This window comes from Paenibacillus amylolyticus, from assembly GCF_051136285.1.
GTDB lineage: Bacteria > Bacillota > Bacilli > Paenibacillales > Paenibacillaceae > Paenibacillus > Paenibacillus amylolyticus_F.
Window position 1 is genome coordinate 3,562,886 of sequence record NZ_CP194938.1, and the last position, 17,049, is coordinate 3,579,934.

At 42.8% G+C, this 17,049-nt stretch carries 15 protein-coding genes and 1 other RNA gene; 3 read left to right on the forward strand and 13 right to left on the reverse strand.

Annotation, left to right across the window (positions count from 1 at the left end):
* Window positions 1-279 precede the first annotated feature (279 nt).
* The 7 genes from ACR8BL_RS15660 to ACR8BL_RS15690 form a co-directional block, all read right to left on the reverse strand.
* Window positions 280-498, reverse strand: a complete 219-nt coding sequence (locus tag ACR8BL_RS15660) for a hypothetical protein (protein WP_434748496.1) — start codon at window positions 496-498, stop codon at window positions 280-282.
* Window positions 491-688: a hypothetical protein gene (locus ACR8BL_RS15665; protein ID WP_123066182.1), complete on the reverse strand. Its 198-nt coding sequence runs from the start codon at window positions 686-688 to the stop codon at window positions 491-493. Before ACR8BL_RS15665 ends, ACR8BL_RS15660 begins: the two co-directional genes overlap by 8 nt.
* A gap of 173 nt (window positions 689-861) precedes the next feature.
* Window positions 862-1,200 (reverse strand): hypothetical protein, encoded by a 339-nt coding sequence (locus ACR8BL_RS15670; RefSeq protein WP_434748497.1) that lies wholly within the window; start codon window positions 1,198-1,200, stop codon window positions 862-864.
* 723 nt (window positions 1,201-1,923) lie between these two features.
* Window positions 1,924-2,754 (reverse strand): endonuclease NucS domain-containing protein, encoded by an 831-nt coding sequence (locus tag ACR8BL_RS15675; protein ID WP_434748498.1) that lies wholly within the window; start codon window positions 2,752-2,754, stop codon window positions 1,924-1,926.
* Window positions 2,755-2,813: 59 nt separating this feature from the next.
* The gene (locus ACR8BL_RS15680; RefSeq protein ID WP_434748499.1) at window positions 2,814-4,751 is read right to left on the reverse strand and encodes a helix-hairpin-helix domain-containing protein; all 1,938 of its coding nucleotides are present in this window, start codon (window positions 4,749-4,751) and stop codon (window positions 2,814-2,816) included.
* A gap of 3 nt (window positions 4,752-4,754) precedes the next feature.
* The gene (locus ACR8BL_RS15685) at window positions 4,755-5,555 is read right to left on the reverse strand and encodes a protein phosphatase 2C domain-containing protein (protein WP_434748500.1); all 801 of its coding nucleotides are present in this window, start codon (window positions 5,553-5,555) and stop codon (window positions 4,755-4,757) included.
* On the reverse strand, window positions 5,555-6,292 hold the full coding sequence (locus tag ACR8BL_RS15690; protein WP_434748501.1) for a vWA domain-containing protein: 738 nt from the start codon (window positions 6,290-6,292) through the stop codon (window positions 5,555-5,557). The genes ACR8BL_RS15685 and ACR8BL_RS15690 overlap by 1 nt, the downstream gene beginning before the upstream one ends.
* 116 nt (window positions 6,293-6,408) lie before the next feature.
* Between ACR8BL_RS15690 and ACR8BL_RS15695 the strand changes: the two genes are divergently transcribed.
* On the forward strand, window positions 6,409-6,621 hold the full coding sequence (locus ACR8BL_RS15695) for a hypothetical protein (RefSeq protein WP_434748502.1): 213 nt from the start codon (window positions 6,409-6,411) through the stop codon (window positions 6,619-6,621).
* A 432-nt stretch (window positions 6,622-7,053) separates the two neighbouring features.
* On the opposite strand, the gene ssrA is transcribed toward ACR8BL_RS15695, so the two are convergent.
* The 4 genes from ssrA to secG form a co-directional block, all read right to left on the reverse strand.
* Window positions 7,054-7,418, reverse strand: a transfer-messenger RNA (tmRNA) gene (gene ssrA / locus ACR8BL_RS15700).
* A gap of 629 nt (window positions 7,419-8,047) precedes the next feature.
* Entirely contained in the window at window positions 8,048-8,530 is a 483-nt protein-coding gene (gene smpB, locus ACR8BL_RS15705) for an SsrA-binding protein SmpB (RefSeq protein WP_434748503.1), read from the reverse strand.
* 155 nt (window positions 8,531-8,685) lie between these two features.
* The gene (gene rnr, locus ACR8BL_RS15710; protein ID WP_434748504.1) at window positions 8,686-11,490 is read right to left on the reverse strand and encodes a ribonuclease R; all 2,805 of its coding nucleotides are present in this window, start codon (window positions 11,488-11,490) and stop codon (window positions 8,686-8,688) included.
* 581 nt (window positions 11,491-12,071) lie between these two features.
* Window positions 12,072-12,305, reverse strand: coding sequence for a preprotein translocase subunit SecG (gene secG, locus ACR8BL_RS15715; protein WP_434748505.1), 234 nt, complete (start codon window positions 12,303-12,305; stop codon window positions 12,072-12,074).
* 211 nt (window positions 12,306-12,516) lie between these two features.
* On the opposite strand from secG, the gene ACR8BL_RS15720 reads away from it, so the two are divergent.
* Both ACR8BL_RS15720 and ACR8BL_RS15725 read left to right on the forward strand, forming a co-directional pair.
* Window positions 12,517-13,317 (forward strand): DUF6597 domain-containing transcriptional factor, encoded by an 801-nt coding sequence (locus tag ACR8BL_RS15720; RefSeq protein WP_434748506.1) that lies wholly within the window; start codon window positions 12,517-12,519, stop codon window positions 13,315-13,317.
* A 99-nt stretch (window positions 13,318-13,416) separates the two neighbouring features.
* Window positions 13,417-13,785, forward strand: coding sequence for a hypothetical protein (locus ACR8BL_RS15725; protein ID WP_434748507.1), 369 nt, complete (start codon window positions 13,417-13,419; stop codon window positions 13,783-13,785).
* A gap of 150 nt (window positions 13,786-13,935) precedes the next feature.
* Here ACR8BL_RS15725 and eno read toward each other — a convergent pair whose 3' ends face one another.
* Both eno and gpmI read right to left on the reverse strand, forming a co-directional pair.
* Window positions 13,936-15,222 (reverse strand): phosphopyruvate hydratase, encoded by a 1,287-nt coding sequence (gene eno, locus ACR8BL_RS15730; RefSeq protein ID WP_434748508.1) that lies wholly within the window; start codon window positions 15,220-15,222, stop codon window positions 13,936-13,938.
* Between the two features lie 282 nt (window positions 15,223-15,504).
* Window positions 15,505-17,049, reverse strand: coding sequence for a 2,3-bisphosphoglycerate-independent phosphoglycerate mutase (gpmI, locus tag ACR8BL_RS15735; RefSeq protein ID WP_434748509.1), 1,545 nt, complete (start codon window positions 17,047-17,049; stop codon window positions 15,505-15,507).

Sequence of the window (17,049 nt, forward strand, 5' to 3'; positions counted from 1 at the left end):
AGGAACCCTCCATTCTTCTCAGATTTACGAGAGATTCACGCTCCCTCGGATTGCATACAATTGTATATTATATGCCTGAATCTGGAAGAGTCTCAACACCTTTTATCGCTTTTTTCTGGTATATTTTCGTATAATGTCAGGGAGGCAGATAGAGGAATGCTGAACTAGAAGCGGATTTGATTTAGTAGGCACAAAAAAACGACCTCCACTGTGAGATGTGAAGATCACTCCTGTTTGCTCATAGCGAAAACTCAGTAACACCCTTTTTGGAGGCAAATTTCAGCGTGTAGCTACCTTCTTTGCCGTAAGGAATGGTTTTACAGCTTCCCTACCAGCAGATAGGTCAGCACTCCGTGGATTCTCTGGCTTCAACTCTCTAGCAATTTGATCTGGATCAACCAGTTCACCAAGCCACTCTCTCATTTGCATGCTGAGTGTACTTTTCCCTGCTCCATTGGTTCCAGCAAACACAGTCGTGACTGGTCTGGCTTCACTCATGATATTCAAACTCCTGGCGGTTCCCAGTAGCATCAAATATAATTTCAAATTTATTGCCTTCAGCATCCTCACGAACGCGTTTGTTGTTCTTTATATAATAAATAGAAGCTCCCGATTCTTTAGCTTGTTTCCGCGCATGTTGATTGGCTTTTTTTAAGATTTCTTGGAGCTGTTCTCGAGTTTCAAACATCTGGAATCCCCCAATCTAAATTTATGCTTATTATATCATAAACAGAAAAACCACCAACCAGAACACTGGTTGATTGCTTTTGACTTGAATCTAATGGAGGCGAGGGGAGTCGAACCCCTGTCCGAAGATAACGACACATAAATGATGAAAATTATAAGAAGCAAAATCTGAAATTATTGTATCTGCCAAATACCTTTTAAGCGGTTAATGGTATGCATCCATTTAGAAGCACGTGGCTTACAAACAGTGTTTTGGTTTCCGAAAAAACCAATCTCCGATATAGCTTTACTCGCAGGCAGAGCCTCAATCCACTCCACTTTTACAATAAACTCAACGCGATCATCGCCATATAAGAATTCTTTATAGTAACTTGCATTATTGCTAAGCTGATATATATTCTGTTCAACTCCATTTTCTTCAAAGAAAACTTCATCTGCCTTTTTGGCTGTATCAGTTACTTTCCAACACCAACACAACCATGCATTATCTATGGTCTCTTGTGAATCAATCATCCATGCACGGCTTATATATTTAATAGATTCTTCTTCAAAGACAGTGAAAAAATGACGTTTATCGATATAAGAGAGTCTCTCAAATACTCCACAATACTTTCAGTACTTGAATCCAATTCGGCCGCTACATTAACAATCTGATGAGAGTGATTAATACTTTCTTCTTCGAGTTTAAACTATAAACTTCTCGTAATATGCATCCTCTAAAATATTTTGTTTTTAAGAGTATCTAACTATATAAGCCTCATATATTGCGATAATTTGACTTGCTGACAAGCTTTTAACCCACGTTGCATAATCTAGTCCCTGTATCACAACTTCTCGACTTATCTTAATAATGATTATTGAGCCACTGTTATCAATTGCTAATAAATCAATATGTGTATTAAACTCAGTCATGAGTTGTCTTCGGATAATCATCCAATTGTCATCCAGTATGGCTAGATTGGATTGAATAATTTCTTCGAGTTCAATTTCTAAATCTAAAGTAACATTTTTCAATATAGTGCTAATATATCAACAAGAAAACTGATAACCTATTAAAATTAAACATTACATTACCATGAAAATTATGTTTTTTCTATTAAGAAAGCATCTAACCTATAAAACTTCTTCACTGCCTTCTGAATATATATAATATATGTATTTTAATATACATAAATACAACTATTACAGTATTACCTCACTACTTAAAACTATTAAGAAATATTTTCTATTTAATGTCTAGCTCAACAAACTAACTTTCTCAACAGAAAAGTTGACCTGATACTTGTAAAGGGTTATATCATTCACCAAGCTAGCAGCATACTTGAGTCTGTCATCAATTTCTGGCGCTACAATAATTCCTTTTACTGTATTATCCGAACAAAGCTTAGATTTTACCCAACCCATATATCGCAGTATCTGCCCTACTGCATAATCAGCACCTTTACCCACCTTTAGCTCCAGCACAACAAAATTATTATCGTCATCCACAGCAAGAAGATCTATTCTACCTACACCTGTGTGATATTCAATGCCCACCGCATCATTATTATCAACATACAGCCTTAACGCTTTTCCATCTATATTTAAAGAAGTAATATTTTTCGCTATGAAATCCCTTAAATGATTCTCCATTGCAAAATTCATGTCTTCTGGATTTCTGAATTCTACATCATTGCTATTCTGATTAATAGTTTCAGATATAGGATAGTTTTTATATGAGGTTGTATTAGATTCACCGACTTTACAAACTTTTAGCTTATCATCACTGCCTTTGCGTATTTCCCACTTACCATGCTTTTCCTCATTGTATAATTCAACCTGCCCTCTTCCTACATTATAAAGAAAATCATATTGAGAGACAGCAAGTCTTGGTTTTGAATTCTCAGGCCAATTCACCCTTGAATCCTTGTTTACACTACATGTGAGGATGGAACAATTAATTGTAGTTTCATTGACCTTCTCATACTTACTCTTTATATACTTCTTGATATCGCTGTTGGAAGCTCTCCCACCAAGATTAATTACCGCTTCCTTTACCATCTGCCAAACAAATGGATTATCTGCCATAAAACCAACCTCCTTATAAAGTGAATCCTTAATCAATTTGTAGCAGAGCCCATAATTGTTTACAGCGCCTTAAGATCACACTCAATCTGCCCTAAAACATTAGCAGCCTCATTCACTTCAGTCCAAAACACCCTTCTTCTCTCCTCAATTTGTTTTGAAATATGCATCAACTGAGTGTACCCAGCCTTTAGCTCTTGCTCCAGCTTCTTCGCTTTAATCTGTACATCTCTTTCTACATTATCCAAATCAACTCTCGGAATGCCTTTGGATGGATCGAATTTGAATCTTCTCTCCACGCTCTTACGCCAATCAAGTAGCTTATTTGTATATGAAGGCCCAAAACCTGGTATCCGTCTAATACTGCTTGCAACCACATCATCAGCGGTCTCGACCCCAAATGACTCTAATGTAGCCTTTCGGCTAGGGCCAATACCTTCAATCTTGGCATCCTCTATTCGATAACGCTGAAGGTAAAAGCTTAATTGATGTTCGTATTGTTTATCCTTAAGAAGCTTAATCCGTTCTGCCTTGTACTGATTAAGAGTAGAATATTCTTGTTTGCACTTGTTAAGCTCATTCATTTTCCTCGTAAATGCAATATTACTGGTTTCGTTAATCCAACGATTCTTTAGTGTCTCATATTTCTTTTGCGCTTCTGCTTTTTGTGTATTTAAACTCTGACGTAGTTTAAAGCTCGGCTTCCTAGGCAACTGCGAGATTGTAACAATAGTAGCCACTAATGTAAGAAACCAGGCACTTGGGAATAGATAGATCATTATTAATCCCAAGCCAGCTACTCCAAATGAGAATGGAAGTTTGTTCTTTTTCTTTTGTTCTAAAACATTTTGGGAAGGCTTAAGTGACAGTGATAGACTATGTGGATTGGGTAAGATTGGTGCTGTTCTTGGAACTGGGACTGAATTAATGCGAACCCAAATCTCGTCTAGTTTAAAGCCACTATTGAATTGAGCACTCACTCCTACAACAGTGAAGAGTATCAGTCCCATCTGCTCTAGCTGACACCAAGGGCACTTGGAAAGACCGTTGAAGTACACATGTCCATTTTTATGAGAGCACTTCTTCAATTGGTCAGAATATTTTTTGAGAGCATTTGTCCATTCAAGTGCTGAAGGTCTGTTGCCGTTGCGTGAGCTCTGTTCATCAAAAGCTCTTTCAAAAAGAGCACTTATCTCATCAGAAAGCATAGTTAATGGAAGCGATCCTGGAGGCTGCTTCATCATTTTTGAAGAAGCTAAGCTGCTATACGCAAAACGATTTTCGGATATAGCTTTTTCAATAGGCATGTCCCCTACACCTAAATACTGCCCAGCGAAAGGATGTCTGCCCATAAATAACAGCAAAAAAATAAAAATGGCTAAGCCAAAATTATCATGATTCTCAGTTCTCGTTAAATTACGAAAGGATTTAACTTGATGTAACTCTGGAGGCTGATACATAGGTATTCCAACATCACAAGAGTATATCGTATTTCCCACTTTTATCTGATAACCGTCACAGTCAAGCAATGTCACGATTCCTTGCTCTGTCACATAAAAGTTACCGTGGTTAACATCCCCAATGATATGGCCTGCCTGATGTACCGCCGCAAAAGCTTTTGCCAGATTCATCGCTGTGTGTACTAGAAAGGCATAGGAAGCAGAAGGAAATTCATTATTTCTCGCCTTTGGGCTGTATAGATCATGAATCTTCTTGCCTGAAAGCTTCGGCATCACAAATCCTATAATCTCATTACTTTTAGAAGATTTGAGAATATCGACGGGCCAAGTTGTAAATGCAAGCAGATCATCTGATTGAATCTGAACCATAGCTCTTAACTTAGCCTTCTTACCATTGTCTAAAGAATTGTGATACAGCTTGGCAACATAATTGCTGTTGTTCCCCAGCCTATAGACGCTGCCTTCGCCTCCTTTTCCCAATTCTTCACCAATAGTGATGTTCTGATTCTTGCCATTAATTGCGTTCGTTATCATTTTCATTATTTACACCGCTGTATTCGCTAATCGTGTTGCCAGAAGCAACGTTTTATCATCATCTGTTCGTTCGTTAACTTTATCTGAATTCAGAAAAGCTGCTAGAGAACTCGTGTACCTTTCTGTTGATGATTCATCTTGGTTCCTAAGAATTTTGAAAAATGGTTGGAGAAACGGACTGTGTACAGTTTGAGATTCATAATGCAGCACCAAACGTTGTATACCATCTGTAAACATTGCAATTTCTGTACATGCTTTTCCTTGGCGTGGACTAAACATCAACTTTTGTATGGCATTATTTTCAGTTATGAAATATGTAGTGTTCTCGTACTCACCCTGTTGAGGCCAGAACTCCCAGTTATATGTATCTGGTTCCTCAGGAGAATTCATCACTATAGCTCCATCCCCAATTTGTGCGAAAAACCCTATCTCATCTGTAAGAACAGCAGACAAAAAGGTACAAGCAAAATCCCTCTTGGATAATTGCATCGCCTCTGCTCTAATATCTATTTCTGAATGAACTCGGAGTATCCATTCTTCATAGAATTCTCTGCCGAGATCTCTTATTTCATTTCCTGTTTCAAGATACGCTTGTATTTCATCTACAAATAATGAACACACAAGAGATGAACCCATTTCAGATACTTTGGCGCTCCCAGCCCCATCAGATATGACCGCAACAAGGATTTCCTTGCCCTGTTTATCTTCTAATATTGTACATACTGATGAATCCTGACAGTTTGTATTAGTAGTTTCATGAGAAGTCCCCTTCACTGAAATAAAACCATAACGCCATTTCTCTAAGCACATCAGACACTGCCCCACCCTTCTGGACTCTCTAGCTTCACTTGATCATCAACAGCAGAACGTGATACGGAACTTAAAGAATTAGACAACCAAGAGAATAGTTCTTTAAACCTAAGCCCTTTTAACTTGAGTGGAGTTCGAGTTGTCATCTGCTTAAGAATATCCATGTCTGCACCTTCAACCCCGACAGAAAAAAATGAGAATGCCTTTGTCTCTTCCCCCTTTTTTACTAAAGAGGCTGCTCGCTGCCAACTATCTGTTGGTTCTCCATCAGTAATTAGAAAAATCCATGGACGATAATAACTCACACCATTTTGTTTATAGATATCCTTTCTATGATTTAAAAGGTCCAACGCTTGCTCTATTGCTTCACCAAGTGGGGTATCACCAGTGCATTCCAGATCATTAGGATAAAAACTATCTACCGTCATAAAATCTGTATGAACTTCAACTGGTCCAAATTTCACTATAGCCAGCTCAACTCTTTTCGTTGCCATGGAGTCGGATAGCAACTCTTCTTTAAACAGCTTGAGCCCATCATTCATCTCCCTTATTGGTCTGCCTTGCATAGAATACGATGTATCTAATAGTAATATGCATGGACATCTAGGCTCTGGATTTTCAGCAAACTCAACTGCAAAAGGAATCTGTTCAAAATTCAAATCCGACATTTCCCCAACCACCTTATGTAGAATATATTTATAATCTTCAATATATCTATTTTCTACCTTTTGTGACATTTTTCCTTCTTTAAAAATAAAAAGCGCTAAAATGGCGCTTAGCTAAGTTACGGCTGACACTGGATAATCAGCTTGAACAGGCAATACTCGGCTACCATCAGGAGACGAACAAGCAAATGCTGAGTGCCATATCGACACTAGAAACTGATATAGAGTTTCTGAGGAAGAAGACAAATGATATGCAAGCAGACATCAATTCAGGAAGGGTCAAACCCTTCTATAAAGACTTGCTGGAGGAGATGATGAGTGAGCTTAAGACCAAAGAAACAGAGCACAAAGAGGCGATGAGAAGCTATAAACCAATGAATTTTGCAATTAATACAGCATGAATTAAAGAAACTGATTGAACTTCTGGACGATGAAATGCGCAGTTTAGAGCAACTGAATATCATAGTTAGTAAAAACGTCCAAAAGTTAATTTTGCAGTGGGAAACCAAGACTGTGCATCTTACATTTCAAATAGTGCATGACCGAAATACACTTTATGAAAAGTCCATAGCGGCAGATTGGGGACGTTTCTTCCCGTCTGTAGCCACTGAATGCGGGGCATTAACCACTGTGTTTCTGCCCCCTTTTCTCTCGCATATTCATGGTGGTTCACCCAACACCAGAATAAACCTTATGAGAGGGACTCATGCTATTCATTGCCAGTATTACTCGTAAACCCAGTGTTATCAAGGCTTTCCAACCAAAATGTACCCCTGGTGATCTCCTGAAAACATGAAAAAAAGCACCCTTTTGGATGCTTTTTCTAATACTACTAATGGAGGCGAGGGGAGTCGAACCCCTGTCCGAAGATAACGACACATAAGCTTCTACGGGTGTAGTCACAGTTTTGATGTCACCCGAGTATCGCCCCGTAACCGGCTATACGTTGGGTCAGCCTGATTGTCTTCTTCAGCACACCCCAGGCGGAGATGTGACAGCGTATCCCACTACTTGTTAGCCCCTAGTCCTGTCACATGGGCGATGCAGGGTAGAAGCACGCACACAGTTTCTTAGGCTGCGAAAGCGTAGTTTGTTTGTTGTTTGCCGTTTAATAGGCTTTAGCGTTGATAAAGCGGACGCGTCCCCACTACCCGCTACCCATGCTCGAACTATCCCCGTCGAATCCATAAACGCCCCCTCAATGAAGAAGGGCTCCAGGATTAATCCGTGAATACGGAGCAAAGGTGCTACACATCTAATCCCTCCAAGGTGAAAAGATGTTTCTTACATACTCGGCATTCCTGTCTGCTACATGAGTAATCATATCACAGCCCAAGTCACCGATATAGTGCAGATTGCTGGAAGGCAATCCATTGTATTGAGCACAGATGAAAGGTTATCCAAACTAACCAACTCACTACGCCATCATGCTCAATCGTCTACATATTATACAACTTCACTCATCGGAAGTAAAGTTTACTCAGACTACACGTCACATCTTATAGAATGGGACTCCATTGACTGGAACATTGTTATCATGAAGAGGTGCACAGATGTTAATGATTGTACATAAGCTATAAGCCATTGTATACACTCTCAAACACACAAACATGCGTAGAATCCAGTCTGCAACCGTTACCTTTATTAACTTACCCACTCTTAAACAAACTTACTCAGCGCCCTTCATCAAAAAAGCCTCACGCTCACCCGTTACAAGGGCAGCCGTGAGGACTCCTTCAATTCTTAATTCATTAACCCAAGACAAGCTACGCCCTCATGCTGACATCTCACAAGATTGCGAATCGCACGAAACAACGTAGTTCTCGCTTAACGAGCAACCTTCTGCTTCTCGCGCAGTGCACGTTGGATATCACGTTGAGCATCCCGCTTCGCAGCGGTGTCACGTTTATCATATTGCTTCTTACCTTTACCAAGGCCCAGTAACAGCTTCGCATAGCCATTGCGAATATAGATCTTCAACGGCACAATGCTGTATCCATCCTGCTTTGACAAGCCAAGCAGCTTATGGATTTGCACTTTATGCATTAACAACTTACGTGTGCGTGTAGGATCAAGTGGATTATGCCGATTGCCTTGTTCAAAAGGACTAATATGCATATTGTGAATATGAATCTCACCGTTACGAATCGTTGCAAATGAGTCTCCAATGTTCGCACGACCGTTACGAATCGACTTGATTTCCGTACCAGTCAACACCATGCCCGCTTCATACGTATCTTCAATGAAGTAGTCATGGGAAGCCTTTTTGTTCTGTGCAAGCACTTTACTCTGCCCATCATTCTTACCCATGTCCTCACTCCTTCTCCATAAAATAAACCCGTACCCTGCTGTATCAGCATGGTTCCATGTTGCACCAAAACACCCGTGCCAGACCTTAATTGTAGCAAGGACGGCTGTTAAAATCAAGAAAGAGGCGGCCTCTGCCGCCCCTCCTTACTTCTTACTCACTTCTTTTTCTTACGTACAAAAGCTGCCGTTTCACTTCCTGCTCCGCCTTTGTTTTTCTTGCGCTTGCGACGCGGTGCTCCGCCTTCTTGCACGCCGCCTGGTGTAGCATTCTCTCCGATGAAAATACCACTAGGCGATGTATTATTACGCTTACCTCCGCCTTTGCCACCTTTAAAGCTACCGCCCTTACCGGACTTGAAGCTTCCTTCGCCACGGCCACTGCCGTTTAAGCCGCCGCCTTGACCGCCTGCAGAAGAAGTCGTGTCTTGCCCAGACGATCCTGAGCTATAACCGCCTTTACCTGAGCCAAAACCAAAGCTTACCGCTCCTTTACCACGGTTGCTTGAACCACCGGTTTCACCCGCACGACGTTCACCTTTCGGTTTACCGCTGCCTTTACCGGCAAATCCACCCTTCGAAGAGCTCGCTCCTGCTCCAGCATTTCCTGCTCCGCCGCGACCAGCTTGAGCACCCTTGTTGCTCTCTTGCGTAGCTGATCGGCCACCACGATCACGTTTACCGCCTGCACCAGCGCTGCCGCCTTTGCCGCCACGGCCTCCACCGAAGCCACCTTTGGCTCCGCCTCGTCCGCCGCCGCTTGCAGGACGACCACCTTTACCACCGCGTGAACCACGGTCGAATCCGCCATCACGTTCTTGGCGAGGTTTCATATCGACCATTTCAAAATCAATCGTATACTCTTCCATGCTCACACGTGCCACGCGAATCTTCACTTCATCACCGATGCGGAATACTTTGGATGTACGCTCCCCAATCAATGCCATATGCTGGTCATCAAAATGGTAATAGTCGTCTGTCAACGCACTGAGACGAATCAATCCTTCCACTGTGTTTTCCAGCTCAATGAACATACCAAAGCTGGTTACACTGCTGATCATGCCTTCGAACTCTTCGCCGACCTTGTCGAGCATGTACTCGGCTTTTTTCATTTTCTCCGTATCCCGTTCAGCTTCCACCGCTACACGTTCACGTTCCGAGGACTGCTGTGCGATATCCGACATCCGGCTTGCCAAGTACTCTTGGCGATTCTCCGGTAACGCTCCTTTGTTCTCAATAACTTCACGAATAACCCGGTGAATGACCAGATCGGGATAACGACGAATCGGTGATGTAAAGTGACTGTAGAATTCAGCAGCCAGACCAAAGTGACCGGACATTTCAGAATCATATTTCGCCTGTTTCATGGAACGCAGCATCATCGTACTGATGACCGTCTGTTCCTTCGTACCATTGATATCCTCCAGCAGCGATTGGAGCGCTCTTGGATGGATCGCATTGCCACGTCCTTTGACTTGGTGTCCGAAATTCGCCGCAAAGGCGAGGAAATTTTGCAGTTTTTCCTGATCCGGATCTTCATGCACACGATAGATGAACGGCACTTTGAGCCAGTGGAAATGCTCCGCTACCGTCTCATTAGCGGCAAGCATGAACTCCTCAATGATTTGCTCCGCGATGGAGCGCTCCCGTTTCACGATATCGACCGGTTTGCAGTTCTCATCGACAATGATTTTGGATTCTTCAAAATCAAAGTCCACCGCCCCGCGGCGCATCCGCATCGCACGCAGTTTCAGAGCAATTTCCTTCATCAGGTGGAAGTCATCCACCAAATCTTTGTAGCGCTCAAGCAACTCTGGCTCTTCGCCTTCAAGGATTTTGCGTACGTTGGTATAGGTCATACGTTCCTTCGTTTTAATGACACTTGTGAAAATGTCGTGTTTCACAACCTTCATCTGGTCGTTAAACTCCATCTCACAAGACAACGTCAGACGATCCACCTGTGGGTGCAAACTACAGATTCCGTTCGACAGGCGTTGCGGCAGCATCGGAATAACCCGGTCAACGAGATACACACTGCATCCACGGTTATACGCCTCTTGATCCAGTTTGGAGTTCTCACGCACGTAGTAGCCCACATCGGCAATATGAACACCCAGACGGTAGTTGCCGTTCGGCAGTTTTTCCACGTTAACCGCATCATCCAGATCTTTCGCATCCTCACCATCAATCGTAACGATGTTCAGGCCACGCAGATCGCGGCGTCCCTGTTGAATAATCTCTTCATCCGTAATGGAATCCGGTGCTTTTTCTGCTTCTTGCATCACTTCATCCGGGAAGGCTTCAGGCAACTGATGCTTGCGAATGACTGATAAAATATCAATACCTGGCTCATCCTTGTGACCCAAAATCTCGATAATTTCACCCTCAGCTGCTGCACGGCCCTCAGGGTAACTGACGATCTTGGCAACCACCTTCTGTCCATCCACTGCACCTGCAAAATTCGTACGCGGAATGAAAATATCACGATTAATCCGTTTATCATCCGGCATTACAAATCCATATACTTCGTGACTCTGAAAAACACCCACAATCTGTGTGATCGCACGCGTCACAATCCGTACAATCTCACCTTCCAGGCGACCGCCAGACGGCCCTTGGGACGTTACTTTAACGAGTACAATATCACCATTCATTGCACTTTTCATATCATTGGCATGGATGTATACATCCGGGTGCTCCCGATCTTCAGGAATCAAAAAAGCAAACCCTTTTGCATGCGCCTGCAGGCGTCCACGCACCAGATTCATACGTTCAGGCATACCATAGCGATTGTTGCTCGTCAGCAATATTTTGCCCGATTCCTCCAGCGTATTCAGCATAATCAAAAAGGCTCTGAAATCAGCAGCATCTTCAATCTGAAAGTGCTGTTCCAACTCCTGATAGGTCATCGGTTTATAAGCGGTCTCCCGCATGAAATCAAGCAATTGTTGTTCGGTTATCATTAGTTTTTCACCTCGGGAAACGTAAGAGTATAGTCTGATCTCTTCTCTTTATGTATCGGAATCCGTGCTGTATTCATACAGGTACCGTGCAGTAAATGATGATGAATACCGCGGCCTTACTATCTTCATACCCTAGTATACACGAATTCAATCCAGCCCATCCGTAGCTCGCCAAAAAAGCACCTTGGTTTGTGCCTCTGCCAGCCTGACACTCGAATATACTCCTTCAGACAGTTTATGCAGCAAGTGTTATGCCCGATCTGACTCGAATCACCTGTACTGTAAAAACGGCACAACACCAGTATATAACATTAGTAATATACAGGACTAACCAGGACATACCTGCTTTTATTTGGGATGTATGGATCAAAGAAAGGGGGAATCGAACAGAAGTAGAAAGCAAATCAATTGTTTATATATTAAACGAAGAATCTAGATAGCTGAGTGGCTTAATACATACTGGTAAACTTTGGATGAATAAAATTCTATTAAAAAACCTCCGTTTCTGCACGAAACGAAGGTTTATCCGTTAAGCCATTGGCTTCAGCTATTCGGTTTCTTTCTTGTGACCTGACTGCAAGTTACTTCGAAACAATCGTAACTATAACAGACAAGATCATAAATCCTGCACCCAGAACCACCGTTGCACGTTGCAAGAAAAGATCCAATCCGCGCGCTTTCGTTTTACCGAAAAGATGTTCCGCACCACCGGAGATGGCACCCGCCAAACCAGCGCTTTTCCCGTGCTGCAGCAATACTACAGTGATTAGACCGATCGAGAAAACAACGAGCAGCAATTTCAAAGCAATATCCATTCTTTCCACCTCCTACCCATGTGGGCATCACATCTGACCATAAAAACAGTTACTTTAATTGTAGCATAGCTATGGGTGTGATACAAGTAGTACAACTGATACAAATTAGCACATACATCTCATATATTATGCATGATAATACGGTCAGATTCACGTTATAATATTACCTGAGACATTCATATTCTTATTCACAAAATAGTAGGAGGGCCAGATGATCCAAACATTTCAAGCCACAGACGCCCTGAAAAGCAGTATTGATTACATATGGATTGCAAAAACAGAAAAGCTCCCCCCAACGAACAGACAAGATATTATCATGCCACTAGGCCATATCAATATCATTTTCAATTTCGGCTCCCCATACCATCTTATCGACAAAATAAATCGCATTCTCATCCCTGATTCAGCAGTTATCGGTCAGATTAAAAGGGCAAAACATGTGCAATACGGAGAGAACCTGTACCAAGTTGGCATTTCAATTACCCCTTTGGGATATATTCAATCCTTTAACTACCCCATCTCTCAACTAACCGAGCGAATATGCTCAGTAGATGACATATCCCCAGGAATGAAACAACTGCGAAAAAAAATAAAAAATGCCCAGAATCATGATTCACTCATTGAAGCTATTAATGAATATTTCCTTGAGCAAATTAGCTCAAATTCAATGGACACTCGCAGTGCCAATCACATGCTCTCTTATATCGAGCAACGATGCGGAAACCTGAATGTCTCTCACATGGCATCATATTTCGGAATCTCCATAAGTACGCTTGAGCGAACATTTAAACGCTATGTAGGTTTAACCCCGAAAGCTTACGGAGATATCTTGAAGTTCCAACAGAACGTTCTGAATACACAAAGAAGCATCGACATATATAAGCATTATTACGATCAGTCTCATTTCATCAAAACCTGCAAAAAATTTGCAGGCAAAACGGTAAATGAGCTTGATTGCTCAAGCGAAGAACTAACTCTTGGCTTTATGTTACGTCACAACAACCGATCATAACTACTGATTGCATGCTTATTTTTTACAATACACCAGACTTTCTAACTTGATATACTCTAGCCACAACGATGATAAGTAGAAAGGAAGGCGTATGTAACGATGATGATTATAGCAAGCGTAATTGTATTCTTAAATGTAACTTTACTGGAAATCCTTGTTCCGGGTGGACCTATTGAAAATCGGGATTTCTCCAAGCTCAAGGGAATCGTATTTTGGGGGTTTAACGTATTTTTAATTTTGTTAGGGGTTGGATCGTACATCGCAAGCTATCTTCTGTTAGTTTCATCTCCCCATGCTATTTTGATGGCTCAGGTGATAGCCGTTCTTTACTTTATAGTATACGCCGTTGATCTTGCTAGCATATTCCCTAAATCACCCACAAAAATGAGCAAACCACTATTACTACTCGAAATTGTGAATATTTCCATGGCTATTTTCCTCTTCCTCTTTGTAACAGCCATCCGTTAAACAAACAACACACAGCCGAGTTGGCTGAGAGCATGTCATGCTCAGGCCAGATTCGCACATAGCATCACTTGCTTCCAATGGATCACAGTGTATAGTACAACACAAAAAGACAGACCAGGAACTGGTCTGTCTTTCATCGGTTTGCCAAGCTTATTTTTTAAGGTTGTAGAAACCTTTAAGACCATTGTATTGAGCAAGCTCATCCAATTGATCTTCGATACGAAGCAATTGGTTGTATTTTGCAATACGGTCTGTACGGGAAGGAGCACCCGTTTTGATTTGACCCGCGTTTGTTGCAACAGCGATGTCAGCGATTGTGCTGTCTTCGGACTCACCGGAACGGTGGGAGATTACAGCTGTGTATCCTGCACGTTTAGCCATTTCGATTGCATCGAATGTTTCTGTGAGTGTACCGATTTGGTTCACTTTGATCAGGATGGAGTTACCGATACCTTGCTCAATACCTCTAGCAAGACGGTCTGTGTTCGTTACGAACAAGTCGTCACCAACGAGTTGTACTTTGTCACCCAATTTTTCAGTGAGCAATTTCCAACCATCCCAGTCATCTTCGGACATACCGTCTTCAATAGTGATGATTGGGTACTTCTCAACCCATGAAGCCAGAAGGTCAACATATTCAGCGGAAGTGTAAGATTTACCTTCACCAGCCAAAGTGTATTTACCATCTTTGTAGAACTCAGTGGAAGCAACGTCCATACCCAGGAATACGTCAACGCCTGGTTTGTAACCTGCTTTTTCGATTGCTTCGATAATTGTAGTGATTGCTTCTTCGTTAGAACCCAGGTTTGGTGCAAATCCACCTTCGTCACCTACAGCTGTGTTCAAGCCTTTGGAGCTCAGTACGGATTTCAGGTTGTGGAAGATCTCTGCGCCTACACGAAGAGCTTCTTTGAAGCTTGGTGCGCCAACTGGCAATACCATGAACTCTTGTACGTCGATATTGTTGTCCGCGTGCTCACCACCGTTGATGATGTTCATCATTGGTACTGGCAATGCTTTAGCATTGAATCCGCCCAGGTAAACATACAACGGAAGTTCCAGAGCGTCAGCAGCAGCGCGAGCTACAGCCATAGATACAGCCAGAATTGCGTTTGCACCCAATTTAGCTTTGTTAGGCGTACCGTCCAAAGCGATCATCAATTTGTCGATACCCAGTTGATCCAAAGCGTCCATACCGATCACTTCTGGAGCGATGGTTTCATTTACGTTTTTAACAGCTTGCAGTACACCTTTACCAAGGTAACGGGATTTGTCACCATCGCGAAGCTCAACGGCTTCGTGGGCACCAGTGGATGCACCGGATGGAACGATTGCGCGTCCGATTGCGCCGGACTCCAGGTATACTTCAACTTCAACTGTAGGGTTACCGCGTGAGTCGAGGACTTCGCGAGCGTACACGTCAGAAATAATAGTCATGTGTGATAATCTCCTTTAAATTTGAATTTATTAAAAATTAGGACCACTTGTGTTTCCCCTTATTCACTACGTCAGCAGAATCGTCTTCCGATCGCTGTTATCCCCTGATTCCTTTGAACTTATTCTCATAAGTTGGAATCATGTGATAAAGGCGAAGCCTATGCTTACGATGCCAGCTTTCTTTCGAAAGCTTTTAGCTAACGCTTCTTCAGACGATTTCTGCTGCCTCCGTTCAGGGGTAAACGCCAAACTTCCCAATTTCATATATGGTGGCTGTACAGCTTATTTACGGGTAGCGATAACGGAAGTACCTGTCATCTCTGCCGGTTTTGGCAGTTGCATCAGGTCAAGAATCGTTGGCGCGATATCGGCCAGAATTCCACCTTCACGCAAGGTTACATTCGGATCAGTCACAATAAACGGAACCGGGTTTGTTGTGTGAGCTGTGAACGGACGTCCTTGCTCATCAAACACCATATCCGCATTACCGTGATCGGCTGTGATCAGTACCACGCCGCCTTTGGCAAGTACCGCATCGACAACGCGACCCATGCACTCATCCGTCACTTCAACCGCCTTGATCGTTGGCTCCAGCATACCGGAGTGTCCAACCATATCCGGGTTAGCAAAGTTCAAGATAATTGCATCATGTTTATCCGCTTCGATCTCTCGGACTGCTGCATCGGCTACTTCATAAGCGCTCATCTCTGGTTGCAGGTCATACGTTGCAACTTTAGGTGAGTTGATCAACACGCGAGTTTCGCCCGGAAGCTCTACATCACGGCCCCCGCTGAAGAAGAAGGTTACGTGCGGGTATTTCTCTGTTTCTGCAATACGCAGTTGTTTTTTGTTATTCTGTACCAACACTTCACCCAGCGTATTGTCGAGGTTTTTTGGCGAGTAAGCCACATAACCTTCAACCGTCTCGCTGAACAACGTCAAGCATACAAAGTGCAAGCCTACAGGGAACTTCGGTCCACGTTCAAAACCACGGAAATCGGAGTTCGTAAATACTTGCGACAACTGGATTGCACGGTCAGGACGGAAGTTCAGGAAGATGACGGAATCACCGCTCTCCACCAGACCTACCGGCTCACCATCCGCTTTAACGATGACCGTTGGTTCAACGAACTCGTCAAATATAGATTTATTATACGATTCTTCAACTGCTTTGAGAGGATCAGTGTATTTCGGTCCATCGCCGTAAACAATGGCGCGGTAGGATTTCTCCACACGCTCCCAGCGTTTGTCACGGTCCATCGCATAATAACGACCTTGTACCGTTGCAATTTTACCTACACCAACTTCATCAATTTTAGCGATTAGCTTCTGCATGAAGTCTTTACCACTGTCTGGCATAACGTCACGGCCATCCAAGAAGGCATGAATATACACGTCATTCATTTCTTCTTTTTTAGCCAGATCCAGCATCGCGAACAAGTGGTCGATGTGACTATGTACGCCACCATCGGACAACAAGCCGTAGAGATGAAGTTTTTTACCGCTCTGTTTCGCTTCGCGCACCGCTTTGACAAGTGTTTCATTGTCATAGAACTCGCCGTCACGAATCGATTTGGAGATACGGGTCAAATCCTGGTATACGATCCGGCCGGCACCGATGTTCAGGTGACCTACCTCGGAATTCCCCATTTGGCCTTCTGGCAAACCTACAGCTTCACCGCAAGCAGTCAAAGTTGTATGTGGGAACTGGCTCATGTAACGGTCATAGTTTGGTTTTTTGGCTTGCGCTACCGCATTGCCTTCCACCGTGTTACGTAGACCGAAGCCATCCATAATGATCAATGCTACAGGTTTTGGAGCTGTCAT